This is a genomic window from Brevundimonas sp. CEF1 (genome assembly GCF_051353055.1).
Classification (GTDB): Bacteria; Pseudomonadota; Alphaproteobacteria; order Caulobacterales; family Caulobacteraceae; genus Brevundimonas.
Genome location: NZ_CP195593.1, coordinates 776,691 through 800,036 on the forward strand (window position 1 = coordinate 776,691; position 23,346 = coordinate 800,036).

Here is a 23,346-nt window from a genome sequence, read left to right on the forward strand (position 1 = left end):
CCGGCGCGGCGCGTGATCGGCCGCGAGGGCGTCAGCCGAGAAAGGGCGACAGGGCGAACCAAGCCTGGCGCTTCTCGTCCAGGGGGCGGGCGTGCGCCGGGCTGGAGGAAGGCAGGTCGATCAGGGCGACGCCGTCCAGATCCGCCAGGATGCGGCGCCCCAGCTTGGCCGCCAGGCCGCCATTGAAGGCCACGGCGCGCAGATGGGGCAGACCCGACGCCAGGCCGTGCAGATCGGCGGCCTCGGGCGAGCGGATGGCGGCGTCCAGACTGCCGGATCGCTCGGCCGAGGCGATCACGTCCCACAGACCGACGCCGCGCGCCTTCAGACGCTCCAGGCGGGCTTCATAGGGCAGGGCGGGCAGGCCCTCGCCCAGCAGGCCGCCGATCAGGGGCCAGAAGGCGTTGCGCGGATGGGCGTAGTACTGGGCCGCCTTCAGCGAGGCGTCCCCGGGCAGGCTGCCCAGGATCAGGACGCAGGTGCGGTCATCCGCGATCGGGGCTAAAGCGGATTTGGCCTTGCTCACTTGATCGGCGGATCGTCGCGCAGCCAGCCGGTGACAGAGCGACGGCGGCCGCCGGCATAGGCGGCGACGGGGGCCACGGAATGCATCCGTGGCGTCTTGAACACCGTCCAGACATTGAAGCCGGGCTTGAAGCCGCGCGTGATGTCGCCGCCCTCGTCATGGAACAGAAGCTGGCCGCCCCAGTCCGGTCGCCAGTCGCGAGCCAGGCCCAGGGTATAGGCGGCGCGGCGTTCGCCCTCGCCGGTGTCGTCGTGCTGGGTCAGGAAGTCGCCGGGGCGATACCAGGTGGCCTGGGCGTCGATCTTGGTGGCTTGAGCTTCGCCCGTCACCGTCCGGGCGAAGTTCATGAACGGCGCGTCGTTGAAGAACTGCAGCAGGACATGGGTCGCGTGGCCCGGATCGCGTCCGTTCAGGAAGGCCTGAATGATCGGATAGGTCAGATAGACAAAGGAAAAGCCCTTCTGTCCCTCGGCCAAGGCGCTCTGGATATGGGACCCCAGGGCCTCGCGGCCCATGGCGTTCATCTCCTCGGGCGAGACCATGCGCCCGCCCTCGGCCGTCTTGAGCGACAGGTGCCAGGGCGTGTCGTGCTCCAGCGCCAGTTCCAGCCACTCGGCGCTTTCCGCCTCCAGCAGGTCCGGCACCTGAACAAGGCCGTCGCGCGCATAATCCGCCGCATAGTCCCTGGGGTCGAGCCGGGGGTTGAGACGGATCATGCGCTGGGTCATGGCGTCAGCTTCCGAAGACGCGCTTGAACACCACGTCGACGTTCTTGGTGTGGTAGCCGAGGTCGAACAGGGCTTCCAACTGGTCTTGGGGCAGGGTCACGCGGGCGTCGGCCTTGAGGAAGTCGAGGAAGGCGCCTTCGCCGCGCCAGACCTTCATGGCGTTCTCCTGAACCGCGGCATAGGCGTCTTCACGCGACACGCCGGCCTGGGTCAGCGCCAGCATGACCCGTTGCGAGTGCACCAGGCCGCCCAGGCGGTCGATGTTCTTCTGCATGTTCTCGGGATAGACGTTCAGGCGCTCGATCACGCCCGCCAGACGGTGCAGGGCGAAGTCCAGGTGGACCGTGGCGTCAGGGCCGATGCCGCGCTCGACCGAGGAGTGGCTGATGTCCCGCTCGTGCCACAGGGCGACGTTCTCCATCGCCGGGGTCACGGCCGAGCGAACCAGACGGGCCAGACCGGTCAGGTTCTCGGTCAGGATCGGGTTGCGCTTGTGCGGCATGGCCGACGAGCCTTTCTGGCCCTTGTCGAAGAACTCCTCGGCTTCGAGGACTTCGGTGCGCTGCAGGTGGCGGATCTCGACAGCCAGGCGCTCGATCGACGAGGCGACGACGCCCAGGGCGGCGAAGTAGGCGGCGTGACGGTCGCGCGGGATGACCTGGGTCGAGACCGGCTCGACAGCCAGGCCCATCTGGTCGGCGACGTATTGTTCAACGGCCGGATCGACGTTGGCGAAGGTGCCGACGGCGCCCGAGATGGCGCAGGTGGCGATCTCCTCGCGCGCCGTGACCAGGCGGCGCTTGGCGCGCTGGAACTCGGCGTGATAGCCGGCCAGCTTCAGTCCGAAGGTCACCGGCTCGGCGTGGATGCCGTGCGAGCGGCCGACGGTCGGGGTGTATTTGTGTTCCTTGGCGCGCACTTCCAGCGCGGCCAGAACACGGTCGACGCCGCCCAGCAGCAGGTCGGTCGAGCGGGCCAGCTGCACCGCGAAACAGGTGTCCAGCACGTCCGAAGACGTCATGCCCTGGTGCAGGAAGCGGGCTTCCTCGCCGACGATTTCCGACACATGGGTCAGGAAGGCGATGACGTCGTGCTTGGTGGTGCGCTCGATCTCGTCGATGCGGTCGGCGTCGAAGACGACGTCCTTGCCCTTGGCCCAGATGGCCTCGGCCGATTCCTTGGGGATCACGCCCAGCTCGGCCATCTTGGTGGCGGCGTGGGCCTCGATCTCGAACCAGATCCTGTACTTGGTCTCTTGCGACCAGATGGCGACGGCTTCGGGGCGGGTATAGCGCGTGATCATGGACCGGTCGTGTCGTTCGAGAGGGCCTGTGAGTCAAGGTTTGCCGGGCGATCTTGCTTCTTTCCTCCCTGTCGCGGAGCGATGGGGAGGTGGCATGGCGGCAAAGCCGACGTGACGGAGGGGGCGGCTCGACGGCTGAGGTTTGCGTCGCCCCCTCCACCGCTACGCGGTCCCCCTCCCCACGAGTGGGGAGGAGAGCGCAGGCTTGACTTCTCGTTCGCTTGTCCCAAATAGGCGGCGTCAGAGGACGACCTCTCCCTTATTCTGGGCATGACCGCTGGGACGACCCGGCTCGCCATGTAAGGGAGCACTGTCATGGCCTGGATTTTCCTTCTTCTCGCCGGTCTGTTCGAGATCGTCTGGGCCTTCCTGATGAAGGCGTCGGACGGGTTTTCGAAGCCGTGGCAGACGATCGGCACCATCGTCTTCATGATTATCAGCTTCGGCCTGCTGTCGATCTCGATGAAAACCCTGCCGCTGGGCACCGCTTATGTGATCTGGACCGGCATCGGCGCGGTAGGGGCCTTTGTCGTCGGCATCGCCGTTCTGGGGGAGCCCATCACCCCCATGCGCATTGGCGGCGCCATCCTGATCATTTCGGGCCTGGTTGTGCTGAAGCTCTCGTCCAGCCATTGATGACGGCGCAAGCCTCGGGAGCCTCGCCATGGAACTGATCATCGGACCGCGTCTCTATTCCACCTGGTCCTTGCGGCCCTGGCTGGTGTTGAAGCGGGCGGGGGCCGAGTTCACGACCCGCGAGGTCTTCTATCGCACCCCGGAGCAGAAGGCCGAGCTTCACCGCCTGTCGCCGTCCGGGTTCGTGCCTCTGCTCAAGGTCGAGGGGGAAACCATCTGGGACACCCTGTCGATCAGCGAATGGGCGGTCGAACACTATCCCGAGGCGCATCTGTGGCCGGATGATCCGACCGCGCGGGCCCTGGCCCGTTCCGCGACGGCCGAGATGCATTCCGGTTTTCAGACCTTGCGGACCCTGTGCGGGACCGGGCCGGATCATCCGATGGTTGGAGAGGCGCGATCCGAGACGCCGTCCGATCCGGCGCTGGACCGTGACCTGGCGCGGCTGATCGAGTTGTGGCGTCAGATGCGCGGTCGTTTCGGCGCGGGCGGCCCCTGGCTGTTCGGACGGTGGTCGATCGCCGACGCCTTCTTCACCCCGGTCGCGGCGCGGGTGCGGCACTATCAGATCGACCTGACGGCGCGCGGCGATGCGGACGGCGTGGCCCGCGCCTATGTCGAAGCCCTGCTGGCTCAGCCGGATTTCGTGGAGTGGGAAACCCTGGCCCTGGCTAACGCCGCTTAAGCCTAGCCGAAAACCGGCGATTAACGAGTGATGTTACAATCTGTCCTCACGGCGGCGGGCCGTGGGGGACGGGTCATGCGGACGATCAGCAGAAACACCGACTGGAGCAAGGTCGCGCGCGGCTATTTCCTGGCCGCCCTGGCCTTCGCCTTTGTCTGGGCCATGCTGCTGTCCAGCCTGATCTGATCGGCTTCTAGCGCGAGCCGCCGCCGGTAGTGGCCTCGGCCACCTGCATCGGCGCGGGCGCGGCGGGCGGCGCCACATAGTCCAGGCGGATCGGCACGACCTTGGCGCCCGAAGCCACGGCGTCCAGGGTGTTCAACGGCGCGCCCAGCATCCGTTGATAGATCCAGTAGGCCGCCACGACCTTTTCCACATATTCGCGGGCCTGGGGCACGTCGATGGTCTCGATCAGCAGCAGGGGGTCGGCGTCCGGCCCCAGCTTGCGTCCCGCCGCCAGCATCGGTCCCGGCCCGGCGTTGTAGGAGGCCACGGCCTTCAGCAGATCGCCCTGGAAGGACTCGATCTGGAATAGCCGGTTCACATAGTCCTGGCCCAGCTTCAGGTTGGTGGCCGGGACATAGAGCCGCTCGGGACTGCGCACATAGCCCTGGTCCCCGGTCATATAGGCGGCGGTCGCCGGCATGACCTGCATCATGCCATAGGCCCCGGCGCCGGAGCGGGCGTTGGCGTTGAAGTCGGTTTCCTTGCGCGCGATGGCGTAAACCAGCGCCTTCTCGATGGTGAAGCCGCCCTCGGGTTGAAGGTCGGGCATGGGATAGCGCGTGGCGTCGATGCGGCTGGCCTCGGCATGGGCCGCGCGGTTCGGGGCGACCGTGCGATAGAGGCCGGCCCACAGGCGGCGGGCGGCGTCGCCGTCGGCGCTGCGCATCCCGGTGCGGGCGGCTTCCTCGGCCTCGTTGCGGCGACCGACTTCATAAAGAGCGACCGTGCGGCGGGCGGTTTCGTCGGCGCGGATGAAGGCGTTCAGTTCACGCGCATCGACGCCGGTCGGTTCGGGCGTGAAGTTGGCGCGCTGAACCGAGGCGCTATAGGCGCGCGGGCCCATGTTCTCGATGACCGGTTCTTCGCCCAACTGGCGCAGGGCGACTTGGCCGTAGAAGGTGGCGGGCCAGCGCGCGCACAGGCGCAGATATTCGGTCACGCGATCCTGACGGCCCGAGCGGCCGGCGGCGCGGGCGGTCCAGAAGGCGGCGCCGGCGCGGACCCAGGGGTCTTCGGTCGGGTCCTGGGCCACGCGCTCGAAGGCGCGGAACGCGTCGGAAAACTCGTTCATCCGCCAGGCGGCGAGCCCCGCGCTCCACCAGTCGCCCATCTCGGCGCCGGTGCGATAGGCGCCTGGAAGGTCGTCGTTGTTCAGGGCCACGCGGGCGGCCTTGGCCGGATCGGTGACGCCGCCGCTCCCGCTGGCGCCCGTTACGCTGGCCCAGGTGCGTTCCAGCAGATTGCCGGGACGCTTCGGTTCGGGCGCGCCGTCGGGGATGCGGCGCATGGCCAGGGTATAGACACGCTGGGCCATCGGCAGGTCGGAATAGGTCTCCAGCCAGGCCGCCAGTTCGTCATAGGTGGCGACGTGGGTGGGGTGGAACAGGCGCTCGAACTCGACCTGACCCAGCAGGATGCGGTCCTGGGCCTGTCGGGCCGAACTGCGCGCCAGCTCCAGATCGCCGCGCCGCAGGGCGTCGAAGGCGGTGGTGTAGCTGAGCCGATCGGAACTGCTCAGGGCGGTGGGCGTTCGATCGGAGTCGTTCGCCAAATAGACCGTTCCGCCGTCGTCACCGGCTCCGCTGTCGGCGGCAAGGGCTGCGGGCGCAATCGTGGCGCAGAGCGCAGCGACGAGCAGAGGCGCGAGGGTCGCGCGGCGGAAAAGGTACATACGCGGCGGCCCCCTTCGTCGGCGCCGCTCCCTTCTCGACGTCGGGATTGTCAGCGCTCTGTGGACTGGTCGTCAGCCGCTAACCATGCCCTAGTCAGGCGTTCGGCTCAACCTGGGCCGTATCTAGACGCGCCGCCAGCGACAGGATGTCGGCCCAGGCGACCCGCTTGGCCTGCGGCTGACGCAGCAGGAAGGCGGGGTGCAAGGTGGTCATGACGGGGGCCGAACCCCCGCCGTCGGACAGGCTCCATTCGCGCCACTGGCCGCGAATCTTCATCAGGCCGTCCTCGGTGTTCAGCACCGATTTCGCCGCCGCCGCCCCGACCAGAAGCACGGCCTTGGGCTGCATCAGGGCGAAGGCGCGCTCGACGAAGGGGGCGCAGGCCGCCTGCTCCTGATGCGAGGGCGAGCGGTTTCCGGGCGGCTTCCAGAAGACAGTGTTGGTCATGAAGACCTGATCGGCCAGCCCCGCCGCCGCCAGCATCCGGTCCAGCAGTTGCCCGGCCTGTCCGACGAAGGGCTCGCCGCGCAGGTCCTCGGTCTCGCCCGGCGCCTCGCCGATCAGCAGGATCGAGCCCTTGGGGTTGCCGCGCGCGAACACCGCCTGCTTGGCCCCCATGGCCCGCAGGGGGCAGCCCTCGAAGGCGGCGACGGCCTGGGCCAGATCGTCCGTTGAGGTCGCGGCGGCGGCCAGGTGGCGCGCTTCGGCGACCGCGTCCGCGCTGGACATTCCCCCGTGCTGGCCCCCATGCAGGGCCGTCACGCTGGCCGCGGCCTTTTGCATCACCTGCGGCGCGGGCGGGGCGACGAAGACCGTGCGGTCGACCGGCTCGCTCAGATAGCAGGCGTCCACCCCCGCATCGCGCCAGAAGGCGAGCAGGGCTTCGGTTGCGGCGGTGTCGAGGGGCTGAGGCGTCATTCCGTGACAGGGATAAGCCTTGACCGCCGCTGCGTCACCTCACGATAAGACGGATAACCACGACGATAACGAGGATTCAGGGGAAGATGGCTGAGCAAGCGATCGAAGGCGGCGCGATCAACGCCTGGCAGGAAGCCGTGATCGACAAGCTGCCGCCTGCGGAAGCGCTGGAAGGCGTCGAGCGCGAGGTCATGGAGTATGATGTCGTCATCGTCGGCGGCGGACCTGCCGGCCTGTCGGCCGCCATCCGGCTGAAGCAGCGCGCCGAGAAGGATGGCAAGGAGATTTCCGTCGCTGTGCTGGAGAAATCGGCCGAGATCGGCGGCCATATCCTGTCGGGCGCCGTGATCGACCCCAAGGCCCTGAACGAACTCTTCCCCGACTGGAAGGAACGCGGCGCGCCGCTGGAGACCCCGGTCAAGACGGACAAGTTCCTGGTGCTGGGTCCGCAGGGGCAGGCCTCGCTACCCATGTTCGCCATGCCGCCCTTCATGCACAACCACGGCTGTTACATCGCCTCCCTGGGCAACGTGGCGCGCTGGCTGGGCGAGCAGGCCGAGGCCCTGGGCGTCGAGGTCTATCCCGGCATGGCCGCCAGCCACGTCGTCTGGGATGAGCCGTCCGGTCGGGTGAAGGGCGTCGTCGCCGGCGTCTTCGGCATCGACCGTGAGGGCAAGCCGACCGGCGAGTTTCAGCCCGGTCTCGAGTTGCACGGCAAGTATGTCTTCATCGCCGAGGGCGTGCGCGGCTCGCTGGCCAAGACCATCATGGCCCGCCACGACCTGACCGCGAACTCGGACCCGCAGAAGTTCGGCATCGGCCTGAAGGAGCTGTGGCAGATTCCGGCGGACAAGCATCAGCCCGGTCTGGTCCAGCACACGACCGGCTGGCCGCTGGACGACAAGACCGGCGGCGGGTCTTTCCTCTACCACTTCGGCGATCGCTATGTGTCGGTCGGCTTCGTGGTCCACCTGAACTACCAGAACCCCTATCTGTCGCCTTTCGACGAGTTCCAGCAGTTCAAGCACCACCCGGCCATCGCCGAGCATCTGGAGGGCGGCACGCGCATCTCCTACGGCGCCCGCGCCATCACCGAGGGCGGTTTCCAGTCGGTGCCCAAGCTGGCCTTCCCCGGCGGCGCCCTGATCGGCTGCTCGGCGGGCTTTGTGAACGTGCCGCGCATCAAGGGCAGCCACAACGCCATGAAGACCGGCATGTTGGCCGCCGACGCCGCCTATGAGGCCGTGATCTTGGGCCGCGAGGGCGACGTGCTGGAGGCCTATGAAGAGGCCTACAAGGCGTCGTGGGTCTATAAGGAACTGAAGGTCGTCCGCAACGCCAAGCCCATGCTGTCAAAGCTGGGCACCATGATGGGCGGGGCGGTCAGCATGTTCGACATGTGGATCAACCACCTGACGGGCGGCTTCTCCTTCTTCGGCACCATGAGGCACACCAAGACGGACGCGGCCTCGACCGGTCTGGCCAAGGACTTCAAGCCGATCACCTATCCCAAGCCGGACGGCAAGCTGTCGTTCGACAAGCTGTCCTCGGTCTTCATCTCGAACACCAACCACGCCGAGGACCAGCCGGCCCACCTGAAACTGCTGAACGCCTCTGTGCCGATCGAGGTCAACCTGCCCAAGTACGGCGAACCGGCGCGGCTTTATTGCCCGGCGGGCGTCTATGAGGTGCTGACCGACGAACAGGGCCAGAACCCGCGCTTCCAGATCAACGCCCAGAACTGCGTCCACTGCAAAACCTGCGACATCAAGGACCCGTCGCAGAACATCGTCTGGACCACGCCGGAAGGCGGCGGCGGCCCCAACTACCCGAACATGTAAGGCCGAGGGGTTTCAGCCCCTTGCGGGCGGAAGGGAAAGCGTGAAGGGTCCGCCCATGCGCTTCGCCTTCCGCCGCTCCGCCCTGTTCGCCGCCGCTTCCCTGATCGCCCTGGGGGCGGCCGCGCCGTCTCTGGCCCAGGAGACGCCGCCCGTCGAGGTCACGCCGCAGCAGACTGAGCCGGCTGTCGAGGTCGAGCCGTCCCCGGAGCCGGACGCGGCTGTCCCGGCTGACGCCGAAAGCCAAGATCCTGAAATCATCATCGCCGACGAACCGGCGACGCCGGAGACCCCGCCCATCCCGGCGATCTGGGCCCCCATTCCCACCGACGCCGAGGGACGCAGCGCCTACGGCTTCTACCTGGCGGGCCGCAACGCCCTGACCAGCGGCGAGAGCGAGACCGGCGCCGACTATCTGGCGCGGGTCGAGGCCCTGACCCCGGAGCAGCCGCGCGTGCGCGAACAGGCCTTCACGGCCTCGCTGCTGGCCGGCGACCTTGATGTCGCCGCCCGGATCGCGCCGGAAGGGGAGGGCGTCTCGCCGGTCATCGTTCAGGCCGGGCGTCTGGTCGCGGCGGTGCAGACCTTCGTCCACGGCGATGCGCGCCAGGCCAACGCCATGCTGAAGTCCGGCCCCATCGGTGATCCGCACAGGCGCGCGGGTCTCTATGTCGCGCCGTGGATCGCGGCGGCGGCGGGCGACTGGGATCGCGCCCTGGCGGTTCCGCCGACCGATCTCGACCCGATCAGCACCCTGGTGGCGCGCGCCAATCGCGCCCGGCTGCTGGAAATGCGGCGCCGTTATGATGAGGCTGACGCCGAATGGCGCGATCTGACCAGCCACGCCCTGGCCTCGCGTCTGTTCCGTCTGCCCTATGGCGAGTTCTTGGAGCGGCGCGGCAAGCGTGACGAGGCTCTGGCGCAGTATGACGCCGCCGTCACGGCGGGCGCGACCGATCGGATGACGCTGTCCGCGCGCGCGCGGGTGCTGGCCAAGGGGCGCCCGCCCGCGGCTCCGACCTATCGCCAGGGCGCGGCCCTGGCGCTGAAGACGGCCGCCGATCAGATCATCGCCCAGCGGGTTCTGGAGTTCGGCGTGGTCTATCTCAGGCTGGCGCTCAATCTTGAACCCACCAATGAGAACCGTTTCCTGATCGGCCAGACCTTGCAGCAGGCTGAGCTCGAGCCGGCGGCGCGCGCGGCCCTGGCCCAGGTGGGCGCCCAGGACGCGGAGCTGTACGCCGCCGCTCGCGTCCAGAGCGCGCTCAGCTTTGAAAAGGACGGACTGGCCGACGAAGCCCTGGCCGAACTGCGCCGTGCCGCCGATACGCGCCCGAATGAGGCCAGCATCGCCTATCTGCTGGCCGGTCAACTGGTGCAGATGAAGCGATATGACGAGGCGCTGACGGTGTTGAACGGCCCTCTGCTCAATGTCGCCGACCAGGGGTTCGAGGTGAACTTCCTGCGCGGCGCCGCCTATGAGGCCCTGAACCGCAAGCCCGAGGCCGAGGCGGAACTGTGGGCCGCCCTGCAGAAGCAGCCGAACAATCCGACCGTGTTGAACTACCTCGGCTACCTGTGGGTCGACAGCGGAACGCGGGTGGAGCAGGGGGCCGAGATGATCGCGCGCGCCCATGCCGCCGACCCCTCGGACGGCAATATCCAGGACTCGCTGGGGTGGGCCCAGTATCGCCGGGGCCAGTTCGACGTGGCGGTGACGACGCTGGAGGAGGCTGTGGCCAAGGAGCCCGCCAACGCCGAGATCAACGACCACCTGGGCGACGCCTACTGGGCCGTGGGCCGTCAGCGCGAGGCGGGCTTCCAGTGGAACCGCGTCCTGACCCTGGAGGTCGAGGCCGAGCGCAAGGCCGAGGTCGAGGCCAAGCTGCGCGACAAGCTGGGCCAGGAACCGACCGACGACAGCGGCGCGGGCGTCGCGGACTGATCCAATGACGCTGAGCGGCCTGGCGCCGGCCAAGATCAACCTCTTCCTGCACGTCGGGCGCGTGGCCGACGACGGCTATCACCCCCTGGCCAGTCTGGTCGCCTTCGCCGACGTGGGCGACGGGGTGACGGTCGCGCGCGCCGACGCCCTGTCCCTGAGCGTGACCGGCCCTTTCGGCGGGGCTCTGGCGGGCGAGGGCGACAACCTGATTTTGCGCGGCCTGCGGGCGCTGGGCGAGGCCGTCGGGATCGACGCGCCGCCGGTGGCGGTGACGCTGGACAAGCAACTGCCCATCGCGGCCGGTCTGGGCGGCGGCTCGGCCGACGCCGGCACGGCCATCCGGTTGGCGGCGCAACTGTTGGACCTCGATCTGGACGAGGCGGCGCTGGAAGCCGTCGCGGGCGTGGTCGGCGCCGATGGTCCCATGTGTCTGCGCGCCCGCCCGGCCTGGGCGACGGGCCGAGGCGACGACCTGCGCGACGAGCCGCGCCTGCCGCCGCTGCACGCCGTCCTGCTGAACCCCGGCCTGCCGTCGCCGACGGGGGCGGTCTATCGCGCCTATGACGACGCGCCCGCTGGCGGCGCCGACTGCCCGGACGCCCCTGCCGACTGGTCGCCCGCCGCCGTGATCGACTGGTTGAAGGCCCAGCGCAATGATCTGGAAGCCCCCGCCCTGCGTGTCACGCCGGGCATAGGGGAGGCGCTGACGGCCATGCGCGCAGCGCCCGGCTGTCGCTTGACGCGGATGTCGGGCTCGGGCGCCACGGTCTTCGGCCTGTTCGACGACGTGGCGGCGGCGAAGGCGGCGGCGGTGGCCCTGCAACGCCCCGGCTGGTGGGCCAGGCCCTGCATCCTTCACTGACCGTCATCCCGGAAAGCGCGCAGCGCTTATCCGGGACCGCAGGAAGCGCCGGCGTCTTGGGCGATCCCCGGCTCGGCGCGGCTGCGCCGCTTGGCCGGGATGACGGAATGGAGGGGGCCTCCGGTTGAACTCAGCCCCGCCGCCCTCTAGGGTCCGCGCTCAAATTTTGCGCTGCGAAAACGAGCCGTCGTGACGACCGAACCCCTATCCTTCCAGGACCTGATCCTGACCCTGCACAAATACTGGGGCGAGCAGGGCTGCGCCATTTTGCAGCCTTATGACATCGAGGTCGGCGCCGGCACCCTGCACCCGGCCACGGTGCTGCGGGCGCTTGGTCCCAAGCCGTGGAAGGCCGCCTATGTCCAGCCGTCGCGCCGTCCCGGCGATGGCCGCTATGGCGAAAACCCCAACCGGCTGCAGCACTACTACCAGTATCAGGTCATCCTGAAGCCGAACCCGGACAACCTGCAGGAGCTGTACCTCGGCTCGCTGGCCGCCATCGGCATCGACCCCAAGCTGCACGACATCCGCTTTGTCGAGGACGACTGGGAAAACCCCACCGTCGGGGCCTGGGGCCTGGGCTGGGAGGTCTGGTGCGACGGCATGGAGGTGACGCAGTTCACCTATTTCCAGGGCGTCGGCGGCATCGAGGTCGACGTGGTCTCGGGCGAGCTGACCTACGGGCTGGAGCGTCTGGCCATGTATGTTCAGGGCGTCGACAACGTCTATGACCTGAAGTTCAATAAGGAAGGCCTGACCTACGGCGAGGTCTTCCTCGAGAACGAGCGTCAGCAGTCCGAAGCCAACTTCCACGGCTATGACGTCGCCGCGCTGAAGCGCCGCTTCGAGGACATGGAGCGCGAGGCCGCCCACTTCCTGACCATGAAGGGGCCGCAGGGCCAGCCTCTGGTCCTGCCCGCCTATGATCAGGTGCTGAAGGCCTCGCACCTGTTCAACCTGATGGACGCCCGCGGCGCCATCGCCGTCGCCGAACGCCAGAGCTACATCGGCCGCATCCGCGACCTTTGCAAAGCCTGCGCTCTGGCTCAGGTCGAACACGAGAAGGCGACGTCGTGAGCCTCTCCCTGCCGTCATTCCGGGGCGGCGCAGCCGAACCCGGAACCCAGGCGTCGGCGCTCCGCACGGCTCCTTCTGCTTTGAACTCCGCCGTCTGGGTCCCCGGATCGGCGTCGCTCCGCGACTTGTCCGGGGATGACGGAATTTAATCGAATGCCCCAGCTTCTTCTCGAAATCTTCTCCGAAGAAATCCCCGCCCGCATGCAGCAGGGCGCTGCGCGCGACCTGGAACGCATGGTCTCCGATCGTCTGAAGGCGGCGGGCCTGACCTGGGAGGCGCTGAACGTCTTCGCCGGTCCGCGTCGCCTGACCCTTGTGATCGACGGCCTGCCGACCGCCGCCGAAGACCGCAACGAAGAGGTCAAGGGTCCCAAGATCTCGGCGCCGGCTCAGGCGCTGGAAGGCTTCCTGCGCAAGACCGGCCTGACGCAGGACCAACTGGTCGAGCGCGACGGCGTCTGGTTCGCCGAGATCAGCAGCAAGGGCCGTCAGACGACCGAGGTCTTCGCCGAGGCCGTCGATCAGATCGTCCGCAGCTTCCCCTGGCCCAAGTCGATGCGCTGGGGCACGGGCACCCTGCGCTGGGTGCGCCCGATCAAGCGCATCATCGCCCTGTTCGACGGGGCGGTGGTGCCGTTCGAGATCGACGGCATCCAATCGGGCGACGTGACCGAGGGTCATCGCTTCCTCGGCAGCGGCAAGCCGTTCGCGGTCAAGGACTTCGCCGACTACCGCGCCAAGCTGGAAAAGGACTTCGTCCTGATCGACGTGGCCGACCGCAAGCTGCGGATTCTGGACGGGGCCAAGGCCGCCTGCGCCGCGCGCGGTCTGGCTCTGGTCGATGACGACGGCCTGCTGGACGAGGTCGCCGGCCTGGCCGAATGGCCGACGCCGATCCTGGGCGACATGGACCCGCAGTTCCTGTCCCTGCCGCCCGAAGTGGTCCGCCTGTCGATGAAGGTGCACCAGAAGTATTTCGCCGTGCGCGACCCGGCCAAGGACGGTCTCGCCCCCAACTTCCTCGTCGTCGCCAACGTCGAGGCGACCGACGGCGGTCAGGCTCTGGCCGCCGGCAACAGCCGCGTCCTGTCGGCCCGCCTGAACGACGCCCGCTTCTTCTGGGACGAGGACCAGAAGGTCGGCTTCGACGCCTGGAACGACAAGCTGAAGGGCGTCACCTTCCACGCCAAGCTGGGCACGCTGGCCGAGCGTGTCGACCGCATCACAGCGCTGGCCCGCGAGATCGCTCCTCTGGTCGGCGCCGACGCCGATCAGGCCGAACAGGCCGCGCGCCTGTCCAAGGCCGATCTGGCCTCGGGCATGGTCAGCGAGTTCCCGGAACTGCAGGGCGTCATGGGCGGCTACTACGCCCGTCTGGCCGGCTACCCCGACGCCGTCGCCGACGCCGTGCGCGACCACTACAAGCCGCAAGGTCCGGGCGACAGCGTCCCGACCGCCCCGGTCACGGTCGCCGTCGCCATCGCCGAGAAGCTGGACACCCTGGTCGGCTTCTTCGCCATCGACGAAAAGCCCACCGGCTCACGCGACCCCTACGCTCTGCGCCGCGCCGCGCTGGGCGTGATCCGGCTGGTGCTGGAGAACGGGGTTTCGGTGCAACTGGAGGATGTCGTTCTCGACCACATTCTCAATGCCTACAACGAGTACCTCGCAGCGGACCAATCGCTAGAGCAATTCAAGACGTTCCCTTCTGCAGAGGGATTGACCTACGAGGTTCTAGCCTTCTTCGCCGACCGCCTGACCGTCCTTCTGCGCGATCAGGGGCAACGTCACGACCTCGTGGCCGCTGTCTTCGCTCTGGGCGACGACGATCTGGTGCGGATCGTGCGTCGGGTGGAGGCGCTGGCCGCCTTCCTCGCCACGGACGACGGGGCCAACCTGCTGGCGGGCTACAAGCGGGCTTCCAACATCCTCAAGGCCGAGGAGAAGAAAGGCCCGCTGCCCGAGGGCGCCGTCGCCACCGGCCTGGCCAACCAGCCGGCGGAAGAAACCGCGCTGGCCTTCGCCGCCGCCGCCGCCTCGACCGCTGTGGACGCCGCGCTGGAGACCGAAGACTTCGCCGCCGCCATGACGGCCCTGGCCGCCCTGCGCGGTCCGGTGGACGCCTTCTTCACCGGCGTCATGGTCAACTCCGACGTGGCCGAGGAGCGTGAAAACCGCCTGAAGCTGCTGGGTCAGGTGCGCGCGGTGATGGGCCGAGTGGCGGACTTCGGCCAGATCGCAGGCTGAGGCGCCAATGATCCTTCTCCCCTTGCGGGAGAAGGTGGCAGCCGAAGGCTGACGGATGAGGGGTTGCGCGACGTCACAGTCACGCAGCCCTTTTTCGTGGCGGAGAGACCCCTCATCCGGCCCTGGCGGGCCACCTTCTCCCACAAGGGGAGAAGGAAAAGAGATACATCCTCTCACGGATTGTTACGCCCCCGGCCTCGCCTTCGCAGGTGCAGCGCGCTAGTGAGGGCCACCGTGCGCGGGACTCAATCCCTCGGCGGCTAGACCACGGCTCAGGGACGGCAAGATGACCAAGTGGGTGTACGGCTTCGGCGGCGGCTCGGCTGACGGCGATGCGTCGATGAAGAACCTTCTCGGCGGCAAGGGCGCGAACCTGGCCGAGATGTCCTCGCTCGGCCTTCCGGTGCCGCCCGGCTTCACGATCACGACGGAAGCCTGCGTCCACTACTACTCCCACGAAGAGACCTATCCGGCCGAGCTGGCCGCACAGGCCGCCGCCGGCCTGAAGACCGTCGAGGGCATTGTCGGCAAGACCTTCGGCGACGCCGCCAACCCCCTGCTGGTCTCGGTGCGCTCGGGCGCGCGGGCCTCGATGCCGGGGATGATGGACACGGTGCTGAACCTGGGCCTGAACGACCAGACGGTCGAGGGTCTGGCCGCCCTGTCCGGCGACCGCCGCTTCGCCTTCGACAGCTATCGTCGTTTCATCACCATGTATTCCAACGTGGTGCTGGGCATCGGCCACGATCAGTTCGAAGAGGTTCTGGACGACCACAAGGATCGTCTGGGCGTCTCGATCGACACCGACCTGACCGCCGAGAACTGGGAAAAGGTCGTCGCCGACTACAAGGTCCTGGTCGAACGTGAACTGGGCCAGCCCTTCCCGCAGGACCCGCATGACCAGTTGTGGGGCGCCGTCTCGGCCGTCTTCGCCAGCTGGATGAACGACCGCGCGAAATTCTATCGCCGCATGCACGACATCCCCGAAAGCTGGGGCACGGCCGTCAACATCCAGTCCATGGTGTTCGGCAACATGGGCGAGACCTCGGCCACCGGCGTCGCCTTCACCCGCAACCCCTCGACCGGCGAGGCGCGCCTCTATGGCGAGTTCCTGATCAACGCCCAGGGCGAGGACGTGGTCGCGGGCATCCGCACGCCGCAGTCCCTGACCAAGGCGGGCCGCGAGGAAATGGGCGAGACCGCCCCTTCGATGGAAGAGGCCATGCCGGTCGTCTTCGGTCAGTTCGTCGACGTCGTGAACCGGCTGGAAAGCCACTATCGCGACATGCAGGACATCGAGTTCACGGTCGAGCAGGGCCGTCTGTGGATGCTGCAGACCCGCAACGGCAAGCGCACAGCCAAGTCGGCACTGAAGATCGCCGTCGATCTGGCCTCGGAAGGCGTCATCGCGCAGGAAGAGGCCGTGTCGCGGGTCGAGCCTGCTGCTCTGGACCAACTGCTGCACCCGACCCTGGACCCTGACGCCGCCCGTTCGGTGGTGGCCGCGGGCCTGCCGGCGTCGCCCGGCGCGGCCACCGGCAAGATCGTCTTCGACGCCGACGAGGCCGAGCGTCTGGCCCAGCAGGGCGACGCCGTCATCCTGGTGCGCGAGGAAACCAGCCCCGAGGACATCCACGGCATGCACGCGGCGCGCGGCATCGTCACGGCGCGCGGCGGCATGACCAGCCACGCGGCGGTCGTGGCGCGCGGCATGGGCCGGCCTTGCGTCTCCGGCGCCGGTGAAATTTCGATCAATGAGAAGGCCGGGACCTTCACCGCGCGCGGCCGCGTCTTCAAGGCGGGCGAAGTCATCACCATCGACGGCGGCAAGGGCGAGGTGCTGGACGGCGCCGTGCCGATGATCGAGCCGGAACTGACGGGCGACTTCCAGACCCTGATGGCCTGGGCCGACGGCGTGCGCCGTCTGAAGGTCCGCGCCAACGCCGAGACCCCGCTGGACGCCCGCACCGCGCGCGGCTTCGGCGCCGAGGGCATCGGCCTGTGCCGCACCGAGCACATGTTCTTCGACGAGGCCCGCATCGCCGCCGTGCGCGAGATGATCCTGGCCGACGACGAACAGGGCCGCCGCGCCGCCCTGGCCAAGATCGCCCCCTTCCAGAAGTCGGACTTCGTCGAGCTGTTCACCATCATGAGCGGCCTGCCGGTGACGGTCCGCCTGCTGGACCCGCCGCTGCACGAGTTCATCCCGCACACCGACGCCGACATCGACGCCCTGGCCGCCGGTTCGGGTCTGGACGCCGAGAAGCTGAAGCGTCGCGCGCGTGAACTGCATGAGACCAACCCCATGCTCGGCCACCGCGGCTGCCGCCTGGGCGTGGCCTATCCCGAGATCTACGAGATGCAGGTCCGCGCCATCCTGGAGGCGGCGCTGGAGGTCAAGACGGCGTCGGGTGTCGCTCCGATCCCGGAGATCATGCACCCTCTGGTCGCCCTGGGCCTGGAGATGAAATACCTGCGCGAACTGACTGACCGCACGGCCAAGGCCGTGTTCGAGGCGGCCGGGGATCACGTCGAATACCTGGTCGGCACCATGGTCGAACTGCCGCGCGCCGCTCTGCGTGCAGCCGACCTGGCCGAGCACGCCGAGTTCTTCAGCTTCGGCACCAACGACCTGACCCAGACGACCTTCGGCATCAGCCGCGACGACTCGGGCCGCTTCCTGCAGGCCTATCTGGACAAGGGCATCTTCGAGACCGACCCCTTCGTCCGTCTGGACCAGAGCGGCGTGGGCGACCTGATCCGCATCGCTGAGGAACGCGGCCGATCGGTCAAGCCGGGCATGAAGATGGGCATCTGCGGCGAGCATGGCGGCGATCCGTCCTCCATCGCCTTCTGCGAGAGCGTGGGCCTCGACTACGTTTCCTGCTCCCCCTACCGCGTGCCGATCGCCCGTCTGGCGGCGGCCCAGGCGGCGCTGGCTGCCCGCTCGGGCGAAGAGCGCGAAAAGGACCGCTAGAGCCCCTTCAGGCTTGAGCGTGCAAAGGCGGTCCCTCGGGGTCGCCTTTTTCGTGCCGGATTGAGGTCACGATCAGCGTAACGCTGTGTGTGTCTGTATGCCCACGGTCATTCCTGTGTATTCGTTTGCCTCTGGAACGGCTTGGCTAGGTAGCCATTTAACTTCTCGCTGGATGGGGCCGGTGGCCGCAGAAGTCACCGCATCTAGGATTACTAGGAGTTATAGAAACAATGCGTAACATTCTTCTCGCCGCCGCCGCCGTTTCTGCAATCGCCGCTCCGGCCTTTGCGCAGTCGAACCCCGAGCCGCGCGGATACGGTTCGCTGGGCTATACCCATGTTGAAGGCGACTCCGCCACGACCGGCGCCGTCACCGGCCGCCTGGGCGTCAACCTGAACCGCTACCTGGCCGTCGAGACCGAGGCCTCGGTCGGCGTCAAGGACGACGACTTCACCGTCGCCGGCGTCGATGGCTCGATCAAGCACGAGTGGGACGCCGCCGGCTACGTGGTCGGCAAGTATCCGGTCAGCGACAAGCTGGAGCTGTTCGCGCGCGGCGGTTACGGCCACACCGAACTGAAGCAGGAGTTCCCCGGCGCCAACACCGACGTGGGCGGCGACAGCTGGAACTACGGCGTCGGCGCCAACTACTATCTGGACGGCAAGAACGGCGTCCGCGCCGACTGGACCCGTCGCGACTTCCGCGACAACGCGGGTGAGGCCGACGCCTATTCGGTCAGCTACGTGCGTCGCTTCTAAGTTTGTCTGACGTCCAGTCTGGCGCTGGATACGACGAAGGCCCGCTCTGCAAGGAGCGGGCCTTTTCGTTGGTCTGAAGGGGCGGTTTAGGCCAGGCCAGGGGCCAGGGCCCAACGCAGCGAGTTCTCGCCGAACGGCTTGATGAAGAAGTCGCGGTAGCGTTCGAACACTTCCACGATCTTGGCCTTGAGGTCCTGGGTCACGGACTCGCCGCGCTGGCGTTTCAGCGCCGCCACGCAGTTGACCACGATGTCCTGATGGGCCGATCCGCCCATATGTTTCAGCACCGTGGCCACGTCATGGGCCAACGGATCGCTGAGCTTTTCAGCCCACGGTGAAACGGTCTGAGTCATTCGGGCGCCATCCCCCTCGTTCTCAATACCTGTAACGGTTTGCAAAAAATTCCGAACAGTGCAAGCGCGACGGGAAATAATGATTCCCGTTATCTGGCCTCAGGGGCGTTTTTGCACAAAAACCGTGCCCGCCGAGTAGCCCGCGCCGAAGCTGCAGATCAGGCCCGTGTCGCCCGGAGCGAAGCCGTCATGGTGCAGGTGGAAGGCGATGATCGACCCGGCGGATGATGTGTTGGCGTAGTCATCCAGGATGATGACGTTCTCGCTCGGCTCGGGCTCGCGGCCCAGCACCTTCTTGCCGATCAGGGTGTTCATGTTGATGTTGGCCTGGTGCAGCCACATGCGCTTCAGGCCGTGCGGGTCCAGGTTCAGTTCGGCGGCGTGGTCCAGGATCATCTCCGAGACCATGGGCACGACCTCCTTGAAGACCTTGCGGCCCTGCTGGACGAACATCTTGTCGCTCAGGCCGTCGGACGAGATCGGCTCGTTCGCGCCCGTCGGCAGGGCGGCGCGGTTCAGGAAGCCGAAATTGTTGCGGATGTTGTTCGAGAAGCTGGTCTTCAACCGCGTGCCGACGATGTCCCAGCCGCCCGGTCCGGCCTGATCCTCGGCCTCGACGATGACGGCGGTGGCCACGTCGCCGAAGATAAAGTGGCTGTCGCGGTCCTTGAAGTTCAGGTGGGCCGAGCAGATCTCCGGGTTGACCATCAGCACGGCCTTGACCGAGCCCGAGGCTACAAAGTCCGCCGCCGTCTTGATGCCGAAGGTGGCCGAGGAGCAGGCCACGTTCATGTCAAAGGCGAAGCCCTCGATCCCCAGCGCCTGCTGCACCTCGATGGCCATGGCGGGGTAGGGGCGCTGCATGTTGGACGCGGCGCAGATGACGGCGCCGATCTCGCTGACCGGCTTGCCCCAGGCCTTGATGGCGTCCTGCGCAGCCTTCACGGCCATTTCGGCCAGGATCGACAGTTCGTCGTCGCCGCGCGCGGGCAGGTGCGGCAGCATCCGCTCGGGGTCGATGATGCCCGACTTGTCCATGACGAAGCGCGACTTGATGCCCGACGCCTTCTCGATGAAGGCCTCCGACGACGGCGTCTTCAACTCCAGCTCGCCCGCGGCGATGGCCTCGGCGTTCTCAGCGTTCCAGGCCTCGGCCCAGGCGTTGTAGGCGGCGACCAGTTCGGCGTTCGAGATCGACTGCTCCGGCGTGAACAGACCGGTGGCGGAGATGACGGCTTTTTGCACGCTTCTTGGATCCTATCGCTCGGCGCGCGGCGCCTCGCTGCTTGAGGAGTGTTTACTAAGGCTCGGCGCGCGTCGCCTCGCTGCATGAGGGAACATCAGGTTCCCGGCGCTCGACAAGTCTTATGTCGGCGCCTCGCGGCGAAGTTCGGGCGCCTCGCGGGCCGAACTCGGTCCGTTGCGATGACGAACCTTCTCAATAGGCCGGTGGAAGGCTGCGGTCGAGACTGGCTTTTATGCCGCGCCACCAGCGATTGACGCGGCCGCGCGGCGGGGCGGGCAGGGGATGGTCGCGCGCCGCGATCAGGGCCTCGACCAGGTCCTCGGCCTCGCAAGGCCAGCCGTCCGGCGTGACATAGACCGGATAGCCGATCAGGGCGGCATGGATGACGCTTTGCAAGGAGGCGCGGCGCGCGCGGCGCTCGAACATCAGCTGATCGTCGGTCAGGCCCCAGCCCGCATAGAAGGGGCGGCCATAGACGCTGACCGGCTTGCCGCGCATCAGGGCCTCGAACCCGCTCAGCGACGTCAGCGTCGCCAACCGGTCGCAGGCGTTCAGGCAGTCCACGATGTCCAGATCGTCCGCCGAGGCGTCGACCTCCTCCATCGCTGCATGGTCCAGCAGGCCGGGCCGGTTGCCCGCCGTCACGTCGGGGTGGTTGCGATAGATGAGGAAGGCGTCGGGATGATCCGCCCGCGCCGCCTTCACCAGCCCGGAGTTGGTGCGCAGGTCCGGTCCGCAGCCCATCATGATCGAGCGGTCGTTCTCGACCTGACCCACGACCAGCAGGATCGGCCGGTCGGTCGGCCAAGACGCCGGGACGCCCGCGCCCTTCAGATTGTATTTAGACAGGCCCGCCTCGACCACGCGGGCGCGAAGGGCCTCGGCGCGTGCGGCCTGATCCGGCGACGGCTCGCCCGCCTCGATCAGGCTTTCCAGACGGCTGGGCCGGGTCGGGTCGTAATAGACGCCCTGATCATCCAGAGCGACGGACAGGGCGCCGAAGAAGTCGGACCCCAGCCCACGCGAACGGATGAAGCCGTCCTCCATGCGCACGACCGGCCCCTCGAAGGCGTCGGCGGCGGCGCGGATCTGCGGCGTCTCCTTGCCGGCCCACCAGATCAACTTGCCGTCCGTGGCCCGGGCATGAGCGACGGCGGCGCTGGACCGCCAGAAATAGCGGACACGGCCCTTGGGCGAGTTCAGCAGGCGGCGCACCGGCGGCCGCTTGGCCGGGGCGAAGCCGACCGCCGCCCAGTCGCCCGCCAGCCGCTCGGCCCGATCGCGCAGGGCGATCAGCCGGTCCAGCGCCGCCTCGGCCTCGCAGCGCTGGCCGGTGACGGGATCGACATAGCGGGTGTAGGCGATCAGGGCCGCCGCCACGATCTGCTCCAGGTCGCGCGCCACGCCGCGCCGCTCGGTCGAAACCGCATCCGTGGTCAGGCCCCAGCCCGAATAGAAGGGGGCGCCGAAACAGCGCACCGGCAGGCCGCGCAACAGGGCCTCGAACCCCAGGGCCGAGGTCACGACATAGACCGCGTCCACCGCCGCCAGCAGATCGGCGGGCCGCACGTCGGTGTCGATCAGGGTGACGCCGTCCAGTTCGCTGGCGGGGATGCAGCCCGACTTGCGTCCCGCCGCCACGGCGGGGTGGCGCTTGACGATTAGTTGGGCGTCCGGCTCGTCGCGTCGCGCCGTCGCCAGCATGTCGGAGAAGCTGGCCTCGGTCGCCAGTCCATAGCCGATGGAGGCGTCGCCAAACGTCTGGTCCACGATCAGCACCCGGCGGCCGGGTTTCAGCAGGCTGGCGTTCAGCGGCCCGCCCATATTGGTCTTGGATACGCCCGAGGCGACGATGCGGTCGATCAGGCCGCGCGCGCGGCCCTGCATGGCGTCGTCACACCAGTCGGGCGCGGTCTGAATCAGATGCTCCAGGCGGCTGGGCCGGGTCGCGTCGTAATAGACGCCCAGATCATCGACGATCAGGCTCAGGCTGGTCGCCCCGCTCTCGCCGATGCCGACCGAACGAAGGAAGCCGTCCTCTAGCGCCACATAGGGTTTGCCGCGCTTGGCCGCCCAGCGCCGCCCCGCCGCCGCCGTCGGCTTCATCCCCCAACCCAGCACGGCCTCGGTCTGCGCCCCCGGCAGGGCGGACAGATCGTAGTCCGGCAGGAATGCCGACAGAAACGGCACCTTCAACACCCCCGGCGCACAGACCCAGGCGCGGGTTTTCGACGAGGACGGAAGCGGTGCGGTCATGGGGGTTGTCTAAGGTCTGCCGTCAGAAGGCGCCACCCCGCTCTTCCTTCTCCCCTTGTGGGAGAAGGTGGCAGGCGGAGCCTGACGGATGAGGGGTGTATCGCCGCCCATCCGATAAGTTCGTCGGGCTTCGCCACAGATCAGTTGGCCGCTGCGCCGACACCCCTCATCCGGCCCTGACGGGCCACCTTCTCCCACAAGGGGAGAAGGGATTTAAAGCCCCGCCAGCAACGCCTGCGCCTGAGCCAGATGCAGCCGCTCCACCATCTCCCCCTCGACGCGGATGACGCCCAGCCCCTCGGCCTCGGGCGTGGCGAAGGCGGCGACGACCTTGCGCGCCCATTCCACCTCTTCGACCGACGCGCCGAACGCCGCGTTCGCCCCCTCGATCTGCGAGGGATGGATCAGGCTCTTGCCGTCGAACCCATACAGCCGCCCCTGCGCGCATTCGGCCTTGAAGCCCGCCTCGTCCTGGATGCGGTTGAACACCCCGTCGATGACCGTCAGGCCGTTGGCCCGGGCATGGGCCACGACCGCCGCCAGCCAGGGCTTGAGCGGCTCCCGATCCGCCGAAGCGCCGGTCTTCAGGTCCTTGGCCAGGTCGTTGACGCCCAGCATCAGGCCGCTCAGCGCCCCGTCCGCCCCGGCGATCTCGCTAAGGTCCACCAGGGCGCGCGGCGTCTCGATCATGGCCCACAGGGCGACGCCGGGGCGCAAGGCCGCCGACAGGGCGTGGATCATGGTCGCGCTCTCGACCTTGGGCGCGACGATCAGGTCGACCGGGGCCTCGCGCAAGGCCTTCAGGTCATCGGCGCCCCAGGGCGTGTCCTGGCCGTTGATCCGCACGCCCAGGCGAGGAGCGAAGCCGCCCTCAAGCGCCGCCGTGACCGCCGCTGCGCGGGCCTCAAGCTTCATCTCGGGCGCGACGGCGTCCTCAAGATCCAGCACCGCCACGTCGCAGCTCAGGGTGCGGGCCTTCTCCATGGCCCTCGCGTTGGAGGCCGGCAGATAGAGGACGCTGCGGGCGCGCGTCTTGGACGGATGGCTCATGCTAGGCTTCCAGGCTGCTCGGCGCGGACCATAGCGAGCGCGC

The 23,346-nt window shown here is 68.0% G+C and carries 18 protein-coding genes; 9 read left to right on the top strand and 9 right to left on the bottom strand.

What is annotated here, in order from left to right; translation table 11 throughout:
- Window positions 1-31: 31 nt before the first annotated feature.
- The 3 genes from ACR9FL_RS03980 to purB are packed head-to-tail and all read right to left on the bottom strand — an operon-like array spanning window position 32 to window position 2,557.
- Entirely contained in the window at window positions 32-526 is a 495-nt protein-coding gene (locus ACR9FL_RS03980) for a DNA-deoxyinosine glycosylase (protein ID WP_436357258.1), read from the bottom strand.
- On the bottom strand, window positions 523-1,254 hold the full coding sequence (locus ACR9FL_RS03985) for a 2OG-Fe(II) oxygenase (RefSeq protein ID WP_297933065.1): 732 nt from the start codon (window positions 1,252-1,254) through the stop codon (window positions 523-525). Before ACR9FL_RS03985 ends, ACR9FL_RS03980 begins: the two co-directional genes overlap by 4 nt.
- A 4-nt stretch (window positions 1,255-1,258) precedes the next feature.
- The gene (purB, locus tag ACR9FL_RS03990) at window positions 1,259-2,557 is read right to left on the bottom strand and encodes an adenylosuccinate lyase (RefSeq protein WP_436357259.1); all 1,299 of its coding nucleotides are present in this window, start codon (window positions 2,555-2,557) and stop codon (window positions 1,259-1,261) included.
- A 315-nt stretch (window positions 2,558-2,872) separates the two neighbouring features.
- Between purB and ACR9FL_RS03995 the strand changes: the two genes are divergently transcribed.
- Both ACR9FL_RS03995 and ACR9FL_RS04000 read left to right on the top strand, forming a co-directional pair.
- The gene (locus ACR9FL_RS03995; protein ID WP_296176194.1) at window positions 2,873-3,193 is read left to right on the top strand and encodes a DMT family transporter; all 321 of its coding nucleotides are present in this window, start codon (window positions 2,873-2,875) and stop codon (window positions 3,191-3,193) included.
- Between the two features lie 28 nt (window positions 3,194-3,221).
- On the top strand, window positions 3,222-3,878 hold the full coding sequence (locus tag ACR9FL_RS04000) for a glutathione S-transferase (RefSeq protein WP_436357260.1): 657 nt from the start codon (window positions 3,222-3,224) through the stop codon (window positions 3,876-3,878).
- Between the two features lie 193 nt (window positions 3,879-4,071).
- Here ACR9FL_RS04000 and ACR9FL_RS04005 read toward each other — a convergent pair whose 3' ends face one another.
- Both ACR9FL_RS04005 and ACR9FL_RS04010 read right to left on the bottom strand, forming a co-directional pair.
- Window positions 4,072-5,655 (bottom strand): lytic transglycosylase domain-containing protein, encoded by a 1,584-nt coding sequence (locus ACR9FL_RS04005; protein ID WP_296176197.1) that lies wholly within the window; start codon window positions 5,653-5,655, stop codon window positions 4,072-4,074.
- A 214-nt stretch (window positions 5,656-5,869) separates the two neighbouring features.
- Window positions 5,870-6,694, bottom strand: a complete 825-nt coding sequence (locus tag ACR9FL_RS04010; protein WP_436357261.1) for a uracil-DNA glycosylase — start codon at window positions 6,692-6,694, stop codon at window positions 5,870-5,872.
- A 191-nt stretch (window positions 6,695-6,885) separates the two neighbouring features.
- Between ACR9FL_RS04010 and ACR9FL_RS04015 the strand changes: the two genes are divergently transcribed.
- The 7 genes from ACR9FL_RS04015 to ACR9FL_RS04045 all read left to right on the top strand — a co-directional run bounded on the left by ACR9FL_RS04015 (window position 6,886) and on the right by ACR9FL_RS04045 (window position 18,398).
- Window positions 6,886-8,535 carry an electron transfer flavoprotein-ubiquinone oxidoreductase gene (locus ACR9FL_RS04015; RefSeq protein WP_436358116.1) on the top strand — a complete coding sequence of 550 codons (1,650 nt, stop codon included), beginning with the start codon at window positions 6,886-6,888 and terminating at the stop codon, window positions 8,533-8,535.
- A gap of 40 nt (window positions 8,536-8,575) precedes the next feature.
- Window positions 8,576-10,477 carry a tetratricopeptide repeat protein gene (locus ACR9FL_RS04020; RefSeq protein ID WP_436357263.1) on the top strand — a complete coding sequence of 634 codons (1,902 nt, stop codon included), beginning with the start codon at window positions 8,576-8,578 and terminating at the stop codon, window positions 10,475-10,477.
- A 4-nt stretch (window positions 10,478-10,481) separates the two neighbouring features.
- The gene (locus ACR9FL_RS04025) at window positions 10,482-11,339 is read left to right on the top strand and encodes a 4-(cytidine 5'-diphospho)-2-C-methyl-D-erythritol kinase (RefSeq protein ID WP_436357265.1); all 858 of its coding nucleotides are present in this window, start codon (window positions 10,482-10,484) and stop codon (window positions 11,337-11,339) included.
- A gap of 189 nt (window positions 11,340-11,528) precedes the next feature.
- Window positions 11,529-12,416, top strand: a complete 888-nt coding sequence (locus ACR9FL_RS04030) for a glycine--tRNA ligase subunit alpha (protein ID WP_436357266.1) — start codon at window positions 11,529-11,531, stop codon at window positions 12,414-12,416.
- 153 nt (window positions 12,417-12,569) lie between these two features.
- Window positions 12,570-14,663 (top strand): glycine--tRNA ligase subunit beta, encoded by a 2,094-nt coding sequence (gene glyS, locus ACR9FL_RS04035; RefSeq protein ID WP_436357268.1) that lies wholly within the window; start codon window positions 12,570-12,572, stop codon window positions 14,661-14,663.
- Window positions 14,664-14,949: 286 nt separating this feature from the next.
- On the top strand, window positions 14,950-17,640 hold the full coding sequence (gene ppdK, locus ACR9FL_RS04040; protein WP_436357269.1) for a pyruvate, phosphate dikinase: 2,691 nt from the start codon (window positions 14,950-14,952) through the stop codon (window positions 17,638-17,640).
- 230 nt (window positions 17,641-17,870) lie between these two features.
- Window positions 17,871-18,398, top strand: a complete 528-nt coding sequence (locus tag ACR9FL_RS04045) for a porin family protein (protein WP_296176094.1) — start codon at window positions 17,871-17,873, stop codon at window positions 18,396-18,398.
- Window positions 18,399-18,484: 86 nt separating this feature from the next.
- On the opposite strand, the gene ACR9FL_RS04050 is transcribed toward ACR9FL_RS04045, so the two are convergent.
- The 4 genes from ACR9FL_RS04050 to ACR9FL_RS04065 all read right to left on the bottom strand — a co-directional run bounded on the left by ACR9FL_RS04050 (window position 18,485) and on the right by ACR9FL_RS04065 (window position 23,303).
- Window positions 18,485-18,751, bottom strand: coding sequence for a hypothetical protein (locus ACR9FL_RS04050; RefSeq protein ID WP_296176092.1), 267 nt, complete (start codon window positions 18,749-18,751; stop codon window positions 18,485-18,487).
- 99 nt (window positions 18,752-18,850) lie between these two features.
- Window positions 18,851-19,996, bottom strand: coding sequence for a beta-ketoacyl-ACP synthase III (locus tag ACR9FL_RS04055; protein ID WP_296176090.1), 1,146 nt, complete (start codon window positions 19,994-19,996; stop codon window positions 18,851-18,853).
- A 193-nt stretch (window positions 19,997-20,189) separates the two neighbouring features.
- A complete protein-coding gene (locus tag ACR9FL_RS04060) occupies window positions 20,190-22,253 on the bottom strand; it encodes a capsular polysaccharide biosynthesis protein (RefSeq protein ID WP_436357270.1) in 2,064 nt (687 codons plus the stop codon).
- A gap of 213 nt (window positions 22,254-22,466) precedes the next feature.
- A complete protein-coding gene (locus ACR9FL_RS04065) occupies window positions 22,467-23,303 on the bottom strand; it encodes an HpcH/HpaI aldolase/citrate lyase family protein (protein WP_436357271.1) in 837 nt (278 codons plus the stop codon).
- Window positions 23,304-23,346: the final 43 nt, after the last annotated feature.